This window comes from Synechocystis sp. LEGE 06083, from assembly GCF_015207725.1.
GTDB lineage: Bacteria > Cyanobacteriota > Cyanobacteriia > Cyanobacteriales > Microcystaceae > Synechocystis > Synechocystis salina.
This window is the reverse complement of the sequence record NZ_JADEWJ010000004.1, coordinates 1-15,852: the sequence shown is the minus strand read 5'-3', so window position 1 is coordinate 15,852 and position 15,852 is coordinate 1. Positions and strand designations below refer to the sequence as shown.

17 protein-coding genes are annotated in these 15,852 nt (G+C 48.1%); 13 read left to right on the top strand and 4 right to left on the bottom strand.

The window, feature by feature from the left end:
• Positions 1-282 precede the first annotated feature (282 nt).
• Complete coding sequence (locus IQ219_RS00540; protein WP_194071375.1) at positions 283-837, top strand: DUF2854 domain-containing protein; 555 nt, start codon at positions 283-285, stop codon at positions 835-837.
• Here the strand turns inward: IQ219_RS00540 and acs are convergent.
• Entirely contained in the window at positions 823-2,784 is a 1,962-nt protein-coding gene (gene acs / locus IQ219_RS00535; protein ID WP_190597854.1) for an acetate--CoA ligase, read from the bottom strand. The two genes, IQ219_RS00540 and acs, sit on opposite strands and share 15 nt — an antisense overlap.
• A 243-nt stretch (positions 2,785-3,027) precedes the next feature.
• Between acs and IQ219_RS00530 the strand changes: the two genes are divergently transcribed.
• Positions 3,028-3,390, top strand: a complete 363-nt coding sequence (locus IQ219_RS00530) for a hypothetical protein (RefSeq protein ID WP_194071374.1) — start codon at positions 3,028-3,030, stop codon at positions 3,388-3,390.
• A 127-nt stretch (positions 3,391-3,517) separates the two neighbouring features.
• Here the strand turns inward: IQ219_RS00530 and IQ219_RS00525 are convergent, their stop codons facing one another.
• A complete protein-coding gene (locus tag IQ219_RS00525) occupies positions 3,518-4,363 on the bottom strand; it encodes an acyl-CoA desaturase (RefSeq protein ID WP_190597852.1) in 846 nt (281 codons plus the stop codon).
• Positions 4,364-4,583: 220 nt separating this feature from the next.
• Here IQ219_RS00525 and IQ219_RS00520 point away from each other — a divergent pair, with 220 nt between their 5' ends.
• The 3 genes from IQ219_RS00520 (at position 4,584) to IQ219_RS00510 (ending at position 6,643) form a co-directional block, all read left to right on the top strand.
• Positions 4,584-5,831, top strand: coding sequence for a methionine gamma-lyase family protein (locus IQ219_RS00520; RefSeq protein WP_194071373.1), 1,248 nt, complete (start codon positions 4,584-4,586; stop codon positions 5,829-5,831).
• A gap of 129 nt (positions 5,832-5,960) precedes the next feature.
• Positions 5,961-6,293 (top strand): MliC family protein, encoded by a 333-nt coding sequence (locus IQ219_RS00515; protein WP_194019800.1) that lies wholly within the window; start codon positions 5,961-5,963, stop codon positions 6,291-6,293.
• A 32-nt stretch (positions 6,294-6,325) separates the two neighbouring features.
• Complete coding sequence (locus tag IQ219_RS00510) at positions 6,326-6,643, top strand: hypothetical protein (protein ID WP_228016605.1); 318 nt, start codon at positions 6,326-6,328, stop codon at positions 6,641-6,643.
• A gap of 14 nt (positions 6,644-6,657) precedes the next feature.
• Here IQ219_RS00510 and IQ219_RS00505 read toward each other — a convergent pair whose 3' ends face one another.
• Complete coding sequence (locus tag IQ219_RS00505) at positions 6,658-7,581, bottom strand: phosphate ABC transporter substrate-binding protein (RefSeq protein WP_194071372.1); 924 nt, start codon at positions 7,579-7,581, stop codon at positions 6,658-6,660.
• A gap of 151 nt (positions 7,582-7,732) precedes the next feature.
• Between IQ219_RS00505 and IQ219_RS00500 the strand changes: the two genes are divergently transcribed.
• From IQ219_RS00500 to rpsR, 6 genes are all read left to right on the top strand, one after another.
• Entirely contained in the window at positions 7,733-8,344 is a 612-nt protein-coding gene (locus IQ219_RS00500; protein ID WP_194071371.1) for a Uma2 family endonuclease, read from the top strand.
• A gap of 268 nt (positions 8,345-8,612) precedes the next feature.
• A complete protein-coding gene (locus IQ219_RS00495) occupies positions 8,613-9,545 on the top strand; it encodes an NAD-dependent epimerase/dehydratase family protein (RefSeq protein WP_194071370.1) in 933 nt (310 codons plus the stop codon).
• Between the two features lie 407 nt (positions 9,546-9,952).
• Positions 9,953-10,339 carry a hypothetical protein gene (locus tag IQ219_RS00490; RefSeq protein WP_194071369.1) on the top strand — a complete coding sequence of 129 codons (387 nt, stop codon included), beginning with the start codon at positions 9,953-9,955 and terminating at the stop codon, positions 10,337-10,339.
• A gap of 49 nt (positions 10,340-10,388) precedes the next feature.
• Entirely contained in the window at positions 10,389-12,293 is a 1,905-nt protein-coding gene (locus IQ219_RS00485) for a S9 family peptidase (RefSeq protein WP_194071368.1), read from the top strand.
• Positions 12,294-12,388: 95 nt separating this feature from the next.
• Positions 12,389-12,586: a 50S ribosomal protein L33 gene (gene rpmG, locus IQ219_RS00480; RefSeq protein WP_010873736.1), complete on the top strand. Its 198-nt coding sequence runs from the start codon at positions 12,389-12,391 to the stop codon at positions 12,584-12,586.
• Positions 12,587-12,682: 96 nt separating this feature from the next.
• The gene (rpsR, locus tag IQ219_RS00475; protein WP_010873737.1) at positions 12,683-12,898 is read left to right on the top strand and encodes a 30S ribosomal protein S18; all 216 of its coding nucleotides are present in this window, start codon (positions 12,683-12,685) and stop codon (positions 12,896-12,898) included.
• 73 nt (positions 12,899-12,971) lie between these two features.
• Here the strand turns inward: rpsR and IQ219_RS00470 are convergent, their stop codons facing one another.
• Positions 12,972-13,544, bottom strand: coding sequence for an Abi family protein (locus IQ219_RS00470; protein WP_194071367.1), 573 nt, complete (start codon positions 13,542-13,544; stop codon positions 12,972-12,974).
• A gap of 446 nt (positions 13,545-13,990) precedes the next feature.
• Between IQ219_RS00470 and alr the strand changes: the two genes are divergently transcribed.
• The gene (gene alr / locus IQ219_RS00465) at positions 13,991-15,193 is read left to right on the top strand and encodes an alanine racemase (RefSeq protein ID WP_194071366.1); all 1,203 of its coding nucleotides are present in this window, start codon (positions 13,991-13,993) and stop codon (positions 15,191-15,193) included.
• A gap of 245 nt (positions 15,194-15,438) precedes the next feature.
• Positions 15,439-15,852: HAMP domain-containing protein (locus IQ219_RS00460; protein ID WP_228016604.1), on the top strand; the 414-nt coding region annotated here is incomplete at its 3' end.

Genomic DNA, 15,852 nt, shown 5'->3' with positions numbered 1-15,852 from the left:
CATAGTTGGAGAGTGGAGTTCAGCCGTTACAGCTCATGCCCGTAACGAAGTCATAAGCAGCTTGCCCGACCAACGCCAGCACCACAAGAGTTACATCAAAGGAATCGCGGCATGGTTAAGTTACCAGTGGAGGATTGGAAATCTTAACCGTTTCGCACAATGACTCAAAACTGGCCCATTGCCGATCGCCAATCCCAGTAGCTAGGGACCTCAGTTTTGTTGGATACTATTGCCGTGGGACAATTTGCCCGCTGTTTTTCCTTGGTAAGGGTATCGACTTAAATGCTTCCTAAAATTTCTTTGGCCGCAGTGGGCTTAACGGTAGGGGGAATCCTCACCATCACAGGATTTGTGGCCTACGCCCTGGACTATGCCACCCTCAACCTGGCTGGTTTTTTCTATGGCATTCCCCTGGTATTGGGAGGATTGGCCCTGAAAGCAGCGGAGTTGAAACCCATTCCCTTTAGTCAGCCGACCCCGGAAAAAATTGTCGCCCTACGGAATCAACTGGCCACACCCACCCAAAACCAAATTCGTAAGGATGTGACCCGTTATCGTTATGGCCAGGAAGCCCACCTGGACGAATCCCTGGAGCGCCTAGGGTTGAGCCCCACTGATGAAGAAAGACCAGTACTAACTAGCCTTTTGGAACAGGACTGGGAAGGAAAATACGTGCTCACCCTAACCTTTACCTCCCCCTTTATTAGCCTGGAAACTTGGCAAGAAAAGCAGGAAAAAATTGCCAAATTCTTCGGCCCAGACCTGGAGGTTACCGTCGCCGAACCGGAAGAAAAAGTGGTGACGGTGAACCTAATTTCCCAATTAGCCCTCCCGTAATTTATCCAGCACTGTCCGGTCCTCCAGGGTAGAAGTATCCCCAGAAATTTCCTGCCCGGAGGCCAAACTCCGCAACAGACGGCGCATAATTTTACCGGAACGGGTTTTGGGCAAAACATCGGTGAAACGAATTTCCGCTGGCCTGGCGATCGCCCCAATTTCGGCGGTGACATGCTTGACCAACTCTTTTTTCAAATCCTCATTGGCCTCTGTGTTGCCTTCCAGGGAAACAAAAGCAAAAATGGCTTCCCCAGTCAATTCATCGGGGCGACCCACCACCGCCGCTTCCGCCACGAGGGGATGGGAAACCAACGCGGATTCGATTTCCATGGTGCCCAAACGGTGGCCAGAAACATTAATAACGTCGTCCACCCGACCCATGACCCAAAAATAACCATCGGCATCCCGGCGGGCCCCATCTCCGGCAAAGTAGAGATATTGCCCTTCCTTAGGTTGGATATGTTCCCAATAGGTAAAGCGGAAACGATCGGTGTCGCCGTACACATCCCGAATCATGCTGGGCCAGGGTTGTTTAATCACTAAAAAGCCCCCCTGACCAGACTCTACGGGGTTGCCATCTAAATCAACTATGTCTGCCACAATGCCTGGGAAAGGTCGAGTGCAGGAGCCCGGTTTAGTAGGAATGGCTCCAGGTAAGGGAGTGAGCATAATGCCACCGGTTTCCGTTTGCCACCAGGTATCCACAATGGGACATTTGCCGCCGCCAATGACCCGGTGATACCACATCCAGGCTTCAGGATTAATGGGTTCCCCCACGGTGCCCAGTAAACGCAGGGAAGATAAATCCCTGGCATTGGGTATGGCTTCCCCCATGCGAATAAAGGCACGGATGGCGGTGGGGGCGGTGTAGAAAATATTCACCCCATACTTTTCAATCACGTCCCAAAAACAACCGGGATTGGAGGGACGGGGTACCCCTTCATACATGACCGTGGTGGCTCCGTTGGAGAGGGGGCCATAGACGATGTAGCTATGGCCAGTGATCCAGCCCACATCGGCGGTACACCAATAAACGTCCGTGTCCTTGAGGTCAAAAATCCATTTGGTGGTCATGTGGGTATAAAGGTTATAGCCCCCGGTGGTGTGGACTACGCCCTTCGGTTTACCAGTACTGCCGGAAGTGTAGAGAATGAACAGCATATCCTCACTGTCCATGGGTTCTGCTGGGCAATGGGCCGATTGTTGGGGTTGGAGTTCATGCCACCAGTGGTCCCGCCCCGCCGTCATGGTCACATCGGCTTTAGTCCGTTGCACCACAATCACGTTTTCCACACTAGGGGCACCGTGTTCCAGGGCCTTGTCCACTTCCTGTTTGAGGGCGATCGCCTTATCTTTGCGAAAACCACCGTCGGCAGTGATGACCAATTTCGCTTCCGCATCCACTAACCGATCCCTGAGGGCTTCCGCACTAAACCCACCAAACACAACACTATGGGGCGCACCGATACGGGCACAGGCCAACATGGCGATCGCCGCTTCGGGGATCATGGGTAGATAGATGGCCACCCGATCGCCTTTTTGCACCCCCAAACTTTTCAGGGCATTGGCAAACTGACAAACTTCCCGATGCAGTTCCCCATAGGTAATTACCCGGGAATCTCCTGGTTCCCCCTCCCAGATAATGGCCGCCTTATTGCGCCGCCAACTATGCAAATGTCGGTCTAAACAGTTATGGGAAATATTCAACTGGCCACCGACAAACCATTGGGCAAAGGGGGGTTGCCAGTCCAGCACCCGGTCCCATTTTTTAAACCAGTGCAATTCCTGCTCCGCCAGTTCCCCCCAAAACTTCTCTGGATTGCTCGCCGCCCGGCTGTACAGTTGCTCATACTCCCGCCCACTGCGCACATAGGCCCGTTCACTAAACTCGGTGGGGGGATTAAAGAGTCGTTCTTCCTGGAGGATAGATTCAATGGTATCTGACATGGTTCTCCGTCTTGGTCGTCAATGGCCCTGGGCCCAACGTTGACGATTGTCGCAAAATTTTTTGCCCTTTCTCCGGATTTGTAACTTTTTGTATTTCTTTGCCTCTGCTGTTTACCCTGGGGGCGGCCTAGGATAGAAGAAGGAAGCCAGTATTGATACAGTTCGCTTGGCAGTGGGGAGCAAGAGAAATCACACCCCTGACGGGATTGTTAGCCATAACCCCCTTACCCGGAGATTTACACCATGAAACTCAACCATCTACTCACGGCGATCGCCACCCTTGGCCTTGTGGCCAGTTTTGCCCCCAGTGCCAACGCCCAATTCCGCAACTATAACCGCTACAACAATTCCGGCTACAGCAATTCCGGCGATCGGGTTGGCACCCCAGGCTTTAGCCAGCCAATTTTTATGCCTAATCGCAGCAATACCTATCCCAACGGTTACTACAGAGGCCACAACTACAATCGCAATTATCGGGGCAAGGACGAATTAACTATTATCAATGGCGGTAATAATTGTGTTAACTGCCGGGTGAATGGTTGGGAGCGTCGGGATAATAATAATTGGCACCATCAACGCCATCGTCAGGAGTATTTTTACTACTAATATTTCTCTTAGGTTAACGACAATAAAAAAACCCTGTCTAAACTTTAATTAAGTCAACAGGGAGATAATTGTTTTTGGAAAAATTTAACGCTGCTTGAGAACTATCTGAATGCCGTCAAATTATTGCCTAGGTTTTATTGGCCAACGCCGTTTCTGGGGGCAGCTTAATATCCTTAGCTAAGCCAAGGAAAGATAGGGCTTTGATGGTCATCCAAGTTAAATCCACTTCCCACCACCGCAAACCATGGCGAGCGGAATATTGGTAAGCGTGGTGATTATTGTGCCAGCCTTCCCCAAAAGTTAACAAAGCCACCCACCAACAATTACGGGAATAATCATCAGATTCATGGCTAACGTAACCAAATTTATGGGTGGCACTATTAACAAACCAAGTGAAGTGGAAAACAAACACGAGGCGGACAAAAATGCCCCAAATAACAAAGGGCCAGCCACCGAAGGCATAAAGAATCAAGCCCAGGACCACTTGAATAGGAACTAAATTATTCTGGCAAAATTGATAAAATTTATCGTCTTGAATATCTTTGGTGTAGCGGGGAATATCTTGCTTTGCAGGAATTTCAAACATCATCCAGCCCATGTGGCTCCACCAAAACCCTTTATTGGAGTCGTGGGGATCAGGATTAGTATCGGAAAATTTGTGGTGCATGCGGTGTAAACCAACCCACTCGAATACGCCCCCCTGACAAGCCAGGGTGCCACAGACTACGAAAACATATTCCAACCATTTAGGAACGTTAAAACTACGGTGGGAAATGCAACGGTGGAAACCCAGGGTAATGCCGACACCGCCGGTAATCACATAGAGTAAGAAAGCCACCCCCACTGCTTTCCAACTAAAAAACTGGGGGAGGAAAGCCAAAAGGGCCACCAAATGAATGGAGGTGAAAAAGAAGATCACAGTCCAAGCAGGAGTTAGCTTGGGCTTGGAATCGTTGGGAAGAGCAGCAGTCATGAAAAAAACCTAACGAAAAAACGGAATAATTGGCGCTTGCTAAAAACGATTAAACTATTGTCGGAAAGTTTGCTTAAATATAGGTATTCAATGTTTAATGGGTTTAACATCGCCGGAATTTACCAATCAGCAAAGAAAATCGAATCGTTGATGATCTCGGGGATTGGAAGATAGTTTAAGGGGAATTCCCAAACATCATCAAAAGTTAAATAATATCTTAATGAAATATTCAGGACTACTTAAACAAGCAGAAGAAAACCTAGTCCCAATCTTTTCGGAAATCGACGCAAAGGTCAAGCAAAATCTATACAAAGTCATAGAGGCTTTTCGTCACCATCGGGTTGGGGTACAGCACTTTGCGGGGGTGAGTGGTTATGGCCACGACGACCTAGGTAGAGATACCCTGGATAGGGTTTTTGCAGAGGTGATGGGGGCGGAGTCGGCCGCTGTGCGGGTACAGTTCGTTTCTGGAACCCATGCGATCGCCTGTGCGTTGTACGGCATTTTGCGACCGGGGGATGAACTACTGTCGGCGGTGGGTGCTCCTTACGACACCCTCGAAGAAGTGATTGGTCTTAGGGGAAGTTGTCAAGGCTCCCTCGCTGACTTTAACATTTCTTATCGTCAATTGCCCCTCGCGGCGGCCGGTACGGTGGACTGGCAGGGGCTGGAAACGGCGGTGCGTCCGGAAACCAGGTTAGTTTTAATTCAACGCTCCTGTGGTTACAGTTGGCGCCCCAGTTTGGCGATCGCCGACATTGCCAGAATTATCGAAATTGTTAAAGCCCAAAATCCCCATACCCTTTGTTTTGTGGACAACTGCTATGGGGAATTCATCGAGACAGTGGAACCCACGGCGATCGGGGCGGATTTGATGGCGGGTTCTTTGATCAAAAATCCCGGGGGCACTATTGTCACCGCCGGAGGGTATTTAGCAGGGAAGGCAGAGTGGGTAGAAGCAGGGGCCTACAGATTGACCGCCCCAGGCATTGGATTGGAAGGGGGAGCCACCTTTGACCAAAATCGCCTCCTCTACCAAGGTTTATTTTTGGCCCCGCAGATGGTGGGGGAAGCGATGAAATGTAACCATTTACTGGCCTACGTATTTGACCAATTGGGCTACCCGGTTAACCCGACTCCTTTGGCCCCCCGCCGGGACGTAATTCAAGCGATTCAACTAGGCAGTCCTGAAAAATTAATTGCATTTTGCCGATCGCTCCAGGGGGCTTCCCCCATCAGTTCCTATCTCCAGCCCATACCGGCCGCCATGCCTGGTTACGCTAGTGAGGTGGTGATGGCCGGGGGCACCTTTATTGACGGCAGTACCTCTGAGTTGTCCGCTGATGGTCCATTGCGGGAACCCTACACTGTATTTTGCCAGGGAGGCACCCACTGGACCCACATGGCAATCGCCTTGGAGGAAATCCTGGCCGCCTTTGAAGCGCTGGAGAAGGACGAAAAACCTTGAATTATCAGGACATCAGCCGTTTGGGGAAGTGGTCTGTGGCAAACTCAGGAACTCCATTGCCAAGCCTACAATTGGGTTAGCTGGTCAAAACAGCCACAGTATTTGGAGGCGTGATTGACACGATTGATTATGAAAAATTATTATTCCGCCCTTTTGGGTCGTCCCGCTAAAGTTGCCTTAGTTGCCCTAATTCTTGGTGGCCTGGGCCTAGCGATGCCCAGCTACGCACAGGAGACCCAAACCTACTACTGCTCCCCGACCGAAACGCTGTTGATTAAAATGGTGGCAGGATCTGCCATTGAAGTTACCCTACCGGATGGGCGGACAATGGTGCTCCCCCAAGCAGAATCAGCCTCTGGCACTAAGTACAGTAATGGTTCCCTGACGGTTTGGTCTAAGGGTAATACTGCCCTAGTGGAGGAAGGCGGCACCGTTAAATGGCAGGATTGCGTCAAAATCTAGTCACTTTCATCCCTTCATAGGAGATCAATGTCATGGTCAATAACTCCCCTACTCTCCCCCGGCGATCGCCCATTGTCTTATTGACGGCCCTACTAAGTTTTTGGGCTGGGGCGTTGGTGTTTGTCCCTGCCCAGGCTGGAGAAGTGGAAAGCCCGAACAACCCCTTTGGTTACGAAGATGCGGACCAAGTGGATTATGAAAATATGAACCAGGAAGATTATCAGGATCTAACTGACGAAAAATCCGTCAATGACAATAGCCTAGACTACGAACAAGACAATGAGTATGAGAATGACAACCAGTATGAATACAAAGATCAAGATGATTTCAATTACCGTGATATGAACTGATAGGAGCCATAGGCCTATTCAACGGCATTGGCGATCGCCTGTTGACCCTGGGGACTGGTGGCAAAACCCAAAAATGCTTCCACCTGGGGTGAGGGGGGAGTTTTGTAAAAATAAAACAATTGCCGTCGCAGGGGGTAGTTTTCCTGGTTGGGACTGAGGCTGTCAATGGGCAAAATTTTGGCGGTTTGCTGGTTTTCTACCTGTCCATAGGTGGCGTAGCTGATGCCGTTACTACCCAAGGCCCGAATGATCGGGGTGGTGGCATCCCTGGGCATGGTTTGAAAATTTGCGCCCTGACCAAAAGCTTGCCCTTGCAATACTTGGGCGGCGAAGGTTTGTTGGGTGCCACTTTCAGAAGGTCGATTGATCACCTGAATGGCACTGTTTGGTCCCCCCACCTCAGACCAATTAGTGATTTTTCCGGTAAAAATATCCCGTAGTTGGGCCAACGTTAGACCCCGGTTGAAAGGATTTTCTCTGCCTACCATCACGGCGATCGTATCACTAGCCACCGGCACCGCTGCTAAGCCCTGGCTTTGCTCCTGGGGAGTGAGGGGACGAGAACTGGCCGCCACATCCACTTTGCCCAGAATTAGGCTAACAACCCCCTTGTCGGTGCCCTGGGCATCGGTTTGCACCACTGTGCCGGGAAAAGTTTGCTGGAATTGATTTTTTAATGCCTCATTGATATTGACCATGGTGGTGGAACCATCAATGATCACCTTGGTGCCCGCTGGAACTTGGGCTGGGGCGAGGAACGCATCGGCAGCTTGTAATTCTGGAGGAGGAGGTAATTTGCTCGGTTCACCAACCATCGCACCTGGGTTTTCATCGCCAGCCTGGAACCGTTGCCATAGCCACCAACCGCCCCCCGCCACCACCACTCCGGTAATGGCTAAAGCTCCGATTAAGATAACTGCTTCATTTTTTTGCCCCATGGGTCATTGCTCCCAACTCTATGCCATTGAAGTGGAAAAATCATAGCCTATTTAGCTTCGGTTAACCTTTACTTAATCTTGGGGTAATTTCGTCTAGCTCCCCCAATAAACTTTAAAATCAAAATACACTTCCCCTGTCGGGTTAATCGTTATGGTGTCAACCCTCGATCGCCGAAAATTAGTTTCCCTCAATCTTCCCGACCAGATCTCACTCCAGGTCACCCCAGAGCAATTTGCCCAGTTGGCGATCGCCAATCGAGACTTAAGACTAGAACGCACTGCAACAGGAGTTTTGATTGTGAATCCTCCCACCGGCGGCGAAACTGGTAAGCGTAATCTTAACCTTGCCGGTCAGCTTAGTTATTGGTTTGAAGCTAACGACAATTTAGGGGAAGCATTTGATTCCTCCACCGGGTTTGAGTTGCCCAATGGTGCCAACCGATCGCCGGATGCTTCTTGGCTTGCTAGGGAACGCTGGGAGTCCCTTACCCAAGAAGAAAGGGAAGGATTTATTCCCCTCTGTCCTGATTTTGTCGTGGAGTTGCGGTCTAAAACCGACAGTCTCAAAAAACTCCAGGAAAAGATGGAGGAATATATGGAGAATGGTGCAAAATTAGGTTGGTTGATCGACCCGCAAAATAAACGGGTAGAAATTTATCGCCCCGGGCAAGCTGTCGAAGTTTTACAAAATCCAGATACATTATCGGGGGAAGAAATTTTACCGGGATTTACCCTGTCTCTTAAGAGAATTTTTCCGGTTTAATCACTATCTTTTTCATTTTTACCCTAATTTACAGGTTGAGATTTATCAACTATTGAAATGACTTTTTTGGCGTGATTACTTCAATGGTTCTCAAAGTCTTGTCGCCAAGCCTAAAGTCTTTACCCATAATTTTAGTGATGCTTCTTTCTTCTAGGTCGTCTCTTACTTCTGTTTCAACTACTTGGCAAAAATCAAAATAGAGCTATCTTCGCCTGCCCTTGTATGATGGTGAAACAGAATAATTTTGAGATTCTAGCAAGGTAAGCGAATGAAAATTTTGGTCACCGGCGGCACGGGCTTTTTGGGCACAACCCTCTGCAATCAACTTGAGGCCCAGGGCCATGAGCTAACCAAAATCAATTCTCGTAACTGTGACCTGACCCAACCGGATTCCCTGCACCAGTTTGCTCCCGGTAGTTTCGACCAAATTTATCACTTGGCGGCTTGGACTCAGGCCGGAGATTTTTGTTTGTCCCATCCGGGGGAACAGTGGTTGATCAACCAAAAATTAAACACTAACGTCCTAGATTGGTGGCACGGTCAACAACCCCAGGCGAAGTTGATTTTTATGGGCACCAGTTGCGCCTATGACCCTAATTTGCCCTTGGAGGAGGAATATTACCTCACTGGTTTACCCATTGACAGTTTGTTCACCTACGCCATGACCAAAAGGATGCTCTATGCGGGGGCTTTGGCATTACAAAAACAATATGGGCTGAAATACCTCTGCCTAGTGCCTTCAACGTTATATGGCCCGGGTTACCACACCGACGGACGGCAAATGCACTTTATTTTTGATCTGATTCGCAAAATTATTCGGGGTAAGCTCTACGGTGAAACGGTTACTCTCTGGGGAGATGGTTATCAGCGGCGGGAACTGGTCTTTGTGGAGGATTTTGCCCGTATTGCCCTGGAACTGGCGGCCACTGTGGATAATGATTTGGTTAATATTGGTGCCGGGGAAGAGTTTACCATTCGTCGTTTTGCGGAGTTAATTTGCCAGGAAGTGGGCTACGACTTCAATTTGATTGAATTTGACACCAGCCGTTATGTGGGGGCTAAGTCTAAATGCTTAGGGGTGAAAAAACTCCAGGGTCTCATGCCGGATTTGCAGCTAACCAGCTTGGATCAAGGCTTGGCAAAAACGATCAAATGGTTCTGGACAGAACAGGAAAAGTTAGTGCCTGAAACTGTTGCTTAAATTGAATACGATTGTCGTACCGTTTTTAACTTTGAGAAAAATCATGAAACCCTACAGCCTACATTCCGCAGGCTCTACCAATAGTTACGAAATTTAGATGAAAACACTAAATATAGCGCAGTCTTCTTGTACGACTTACCTGGGAGTGAAGAGGCAAACCCCGAAATAGGCTTGCTGTCGTACTCGATTTCAAACAAAGTGTACTATGTGAGGAAGCTAGGCTACAGGAGAAATAGTTCTAATTGATATCGGATCTCACGATGAAGTCAATTAAAACGATCGCCCAGTTGCCTATTTCTGTATACTGAAAGGGAAATGAAAATCAATTTAGCAAACAGCTCTACACTAAGTCAAAATTACTATTAACCGTACTCGAAAAACAAAGTAATTTATAACCTTCGTAAAAAATGTTTATTAGTAGAGTTCATTTGTCTAAAATAATTGGAACAAAACCTAGCAATATTAGGAAGACAAAAAAAGTAAATAATGAAATTATTATTCACCTATGGGACTCTGACAAAATTGTTAGAATAAATTTTGAGGAGTATGAAGATTTCATTAAAAAAAGCCAAGGTAACACTGACAAATCAGACTACTCGTTAAAACAACAATCATTTGGGGCTATTTTATTGTTAGCAGGTTTAGCTATATCCTTAATTGGAGTCAATATGAATACCTCTGCTGGTTCGACATTTGGTCGTTCATCTAGTTTCAACAAAATAAACAATCAAAACACCATAGGTGGTTTTGTATTTTTGAGTGGTATTATTCTTATTGCCACATCCAAATCTTAATAGCTTCACTTTTTTGTATTAAGATACGCATCTCTTCTCCTTGCGATTTATGAAAACCCCAAAGACTTCTGACTATGGTTCCTGGCGATCGCCAATTACGGCCGATGCTCTGTTGGCGGGGAGTATTGGTTTGGGAGCGGTGCAAAACAGCGGCGGGGATTTGTTTTGGCTGGAAGCGAGACCGGCGGAAAAAGGACGTAATGTGTTGGTGCAACGTCGAGCCGATGGCACTGTGCGGGATGTCACCCCGGCCCCCTTCAATGTCCGCACCAGGGTGCACGAATATGGTGGTGGAGCCTTTTTAGTCACGGAAAATGGGATTTATTTCAGTAATTTCAGCGACCAACAGGTTTACGTCCAAGGCTTGGGGCAGGAACCACATCAGTTGACCCATACACCGGACTGCCGTTTTGCTGATTTTGTCTTGGATCAACCCAGACAAAGGTTAATTGCTGTTGGTGAACGTCACAATGCAGAAGAAAAAGAACCGGAAAATTTTCTCGCCGCCATTAGCCTAGAAAACGGAGAAGTCACGGCGATCGCCACGGGCCATGATTTTTATTCTTCCCCCCGCCTTAGTCCCGATGGGCAGAAATTGGCTTGGATTACCTGGGACCACCCGAATATGCCCTGGGATGGGACCCAGCTATGGTTGGCCGACATTGACCAAGCAGGAAACCTCAGTAATCTTAAAATCATTGCTGGGCAGACAGGTAACGAATCCATCCATGAACCCCAATGGTGCCCCGACGGCAGTTTATATTTTGTCGGCGATCGATCCGATTGGTGGAATTTGTACCGCTATCACAAAGGGGAAGTGGATAACGTTTTTCCCCTCGACGCAGAATTTGCCTATCCCCATTGGGTATTCGGCCTGCGGAGTTATACCTTTGTTGATGTTGACACTATTATTTGTACCTTCACCCAGGATGGTGCTTGGCAGTTGGGCAAACTTAAACCTTCCCGTAAACAGTTAAGCATTTTGGGACTGCCCTACAGCAATTATTCTTCCCTGTGCAGTGACGGCAAAACCCTCTGGTTCATCGGCAGTGGCCCCACCACATCCTCGGCGGTAATTGCCCTGGCGGTGGAAGCCCAGGAAACGGAAATTCTCAACGTGGCCAGCGATTTTGACCTCGATCCGGCCTACCTTGCCCGGCCCCAAGCAATCAGTTTTGCCAGTGATGATGGGCAAACTGCCCATGCCTGGTACTATCCCCCCACCAACGGTGATTTTCAAGGCCCCCCCGATGCCCTTCCTCCCCTCTTGGTCAAAAGCCATGGTGGCCCCACCGCAGCGGCCGGCAATTCCCTGAGTTTAAAAATTCAGTATTGGACCAGTCGGGGTTTCGCCTATGTGGATGTCAATTACGGAGGCAGTACGGGCTATGGCCGGGATTATCGTCAACGGTTGAATGGGCAGTGGGGCATTGTCGATGTGGCGGATTGTGTCAGTGCGGCCCGTTACCTGGCAGACCAAGGTCTAGTTGATGGGGAGCAACTGGCTATTTCCGGCGGTAGTGCGGGGGGTTACACCACCCTGGCGGCCCTAACTTTCCACAATACGTTTAAAGCTGGGGCTAGCTATTACGGGGTCAGTGATCTGACTGCCCTAGCCACCGATACCCACAAATTTGAGGCCCGTTATCTAGATGGTCTGATTGGTCCCTATCCAGAAAGAAAGGACTTATACGAACGGCGATCGCCAGTGAACCATGCGGAGCAACTTACTTGCCCAGTGATTTTTTTCCAAGGTTTAGAGGATAAAGTGGTGCCCCCCAACCAAACGGAAATGATGGTAGCAGCCCTCAAAGCCAAGGGCATTAAGGTGGAATATGTGGCTTTTCCCGAGGAAGAACATGGCTTCCGCATCGCCGCCAACATTAAAAAAGCCCTGGAGTCGGAACTCGCTTTCTACGGCGAAGTGTTCGGCTTTACCACCGCCGCAGATTGACGGCCCATGACCAAGGAGCGAATTTTGTCCCAAGGCTAATTTGTGCAATAATCAGAGTTTGCGTATAAATTACCGTATTCCTTCCCGCAACAGTTATGGCTAAAAAAGGTAAGGGGGCACGCCTCGTCATCACCCTAGAATGCACCGAGTGCCGCAGTAACCCCGACAAACGTTCTAATGGCGTTAATCGTTACACCACGATGAAAAATCGTCGTAACACCACCGCCCGGTTGGAACTGAAAAAATTCTGCACCCATTGCAACAAACACACCATCCACAAGGAAACCAAATAATTTCCCTGGTCTGTGATTATTTTCCTTAGTTCGGTATCCGCTTTGTAACCGAGATGCCCAAACTAGCACCCTATCAAGTTATTTTCGCTAATCTCCATGAACTACTACCGTAAACGCCTTTCTCCCCTACCCCCCAATCAACCGATTGATTATAAAGACACGGAATTATTGCGTAAATTCATCACTGAACGGGGCAAGATTCTCCCCCGACGCATCACTGGTTTGACCGCTAAACAACAACGGGATTTAACCACTGCGGTGAAGCGCTCCCGTTTGGTAGCTTTGTTACCTTTCGTCAACAAAGAAATTTAGTTTTTTCCGTAGAAAATTAAATAAACTCCAATGTCTGTGAATTAGGGTCGAGAAAGTCTTTTCGTTTTAGGCCCTAATTTTCTTCTTTTAGCAGCTCCCTCGCCATTTGCAAGTATTTGTCTTTGCTTTTTTGAATTTCATCAAACCGAGATAGACTTCTTGTAATTTCCGCTACTATTGGACTCATCCAACCAATTACTTCAAGAATTTTGTCGTGTTGTTGCTTAATTTTGGGGTTATTACAGATTGGTTCGTGGTGGAATATTTTGTTCCTAAATTTATTGATATTTCCCAATTCCTTGGACAACGTTGCTCTAGTTCTCAGAGATCTGGGTAATTGGGGCATAAAGTCTTTGTTTTTAAATAGGACAGGATAAAGTTTTTGCTTATGTTCATATTCCCTGTAGGACAATGCTGTCCAGAATCCCAGAGTCAAAGAGCTAAGAATTTGATTATGCCTTAGTTCTCCATCTTGACTTTGAATGATCTTTTGAATTTTTTCCCTATCTTTATCACAAAGAAATGAATGGGCTTTTGTAGTTGGAAGAAGCCAATCTTCACCATAAAGACAATAAATTGCATGGTCAAAGTGGTTTCTTAAAGTTATTTCATAGCTTTGTAGTAATGGATAAAAGCACTCACTCAACGCAATATTCCAGAGGTAATTCCCAAATATATCAGCGTGACCCTCTTTGTTGGAAATACGGTAGGAAACCAGTCTTCGATATGACAGGGCTTTCCTTAGTTCCTGTTGTCGAATTTGCCGAAAATCCACCGTTTCGTTAGAATAGAGTTGAGTCCCATGGTTAATCCTCTGTCAGTATAGCTGTTATCGATCCAAGGGTAAGAATAATTTCGTACATCGGTTATTCAAACGGCGATTATTCGTCGTTCTACCTCCGGGTAGAAAATACAGGGAAATGCAGTAGCTTTTGTGGTTGCTGCATTTTTCTTTACCCGTGAAATTCATTCGCCACAGAAATTGTGGTTGGGGTAAACCAATTTCTATCCTGGGGAACTGGAACTTTTCCAACTTTGCCCCTATCCTAGGCGTATCCCCTTGGGGAATTTGGGTGCAGAGGAGTAAACTTTATGGTCTTGAGTCGAGACGTTAAATCTTCCCCGGAACAAAGTTCTAGGGTTTCGTCAACGTTATCCGGCTACCGTTTGGCGGAATTGATTCGTCAGCGGGCTTGGGTGGAAATTGACCAAGCGGCGTTGGTGCATAACGTCCAGCAGTTCCGGCAGTATGTGGGGCCAAAAACCAATTTGATGGCGGTGGTCAAAGCTGATGCCTATGGCCATGGAGCAATTCGAGTGGCCCAAACTGCGTTACAGGCCGGAGCCGATTGGTTGGCGATCGCCACTTTGGGGGAGGGCATCGAACTGAGGGAAGCGGGCATCACCGCCCCCATTTTGATCCTGGGGGGGATTAATAGCCCAGAGGAAATTGAAGCCATTGCCCATTGGCGGCTACAACCAACCCTCTGCTCCCCAGAACAAGCTCAATTGTTTAACGATATTTTGGCTAAGTTGGGCAAGGTTTTACCAGTACATCTCAAGTTAGATACGGGCATGACTCGGCTCGGTACCCCCTGGCCCCAAGCGGTCAACTTTGTTGGTTTGGTGCAATCTTTACCCCAACTACAGCTAGCCAGTTTATATTCCCATCTGGCCACGGCGGACGATCCCAACACCGCCACCATGCTCCAGCAACAGCAGCGTTTTACCACGGCGATCGCCAGTTTGCGTCAAGCCCAATTGCCCATACCCCAATTACATTTAGCCAACTCTGCGGCTACCCTCCACGGCCCTGCTTGGCACTACGACATGGTCCGGGTAGGTTTAGGTTTGTATGGCCTTTATCCCGCCCCCCATTTAGGCGATCGCCTGGATTTAAAACCCGTATTAACGGTGCGGGCCAAAATCACTCAGATCAGAACCATTCCCCCCGGCACTGGGGTTAGTTACGGCCACCAATTCGTCAGTGAAGAAACCATGCCCATGGGGGTGGTGGGTATTGGCTATGCCGATGGCGTCCCCCGTAATCTTTCCAATCAATTGGAAGTGCTGCTGCGGGGCCAACCAGTGCGACAAATTGGGGCCATTACCATGGATCAAATGATGGTGGATTTACGGGGTATTGATAACCCCCAAGTGGGGGAAGTGGTTACTCTCATTGGCCAAGACGGCGATCGCCAAATCACCGCAGACCATTGGGCCTCTACTTTGGGTACCATCTCCTGGGAAATTCTCTGTGGCTTCAAACACCGCCTACCCCGCATTCTTGTTTGATTAGGCGTAGTTAATCTCTTTCAGCTATCATTTTTGACCGGAAAAATTGCCCAGTTCCTAAGCTCCTAAGGCCTAAAGCCCATTACCTCAACCAGTTGATCCCTCACGAACAGACGATCACCCAAAAAACAAATTACCATGGTGGTGGGTAGCTACTGTTAAATTCTCAGTATGTTTACCTTTCCATTGATATAAAGAATTTTTGACTAGCATTGGGTAATTTTTTATCAAAAAGACCAATTTATTTGCATTGGGTACTGATTTTTCCCTCAGTACTCCAGGTTTTGCTGACTGGGGTGGTCTTGCTCTTGTTAGCACCACAATTGGATTTTTTTGACCAACTTAATAACAATGTTCCTCTTTTTTTGGTTTTGGGCATTGTCATTTTCCTAATTCCCACCCTAGCTAGCTTCTATATTGCTTGGTCGGTTATCAAACCGCTACGGAAACTAGTCACGGCAAGTCAGAGTCTGGCCGGAGGTCGTTTGGAAAGGCCAGTGTCTGAACCAATGGCCTTTGCAGAAATTCAACAACTAGCCAAGGCCATCAATGCTATGGCCCTGCGGTTGCAACAAACCCTAGAACAGGAAAGGGAAGAACTCCAAGGCTCAAAGGAATTGTATCAACGAGTAGTACAAAATCAAACAGATTTTATTTTG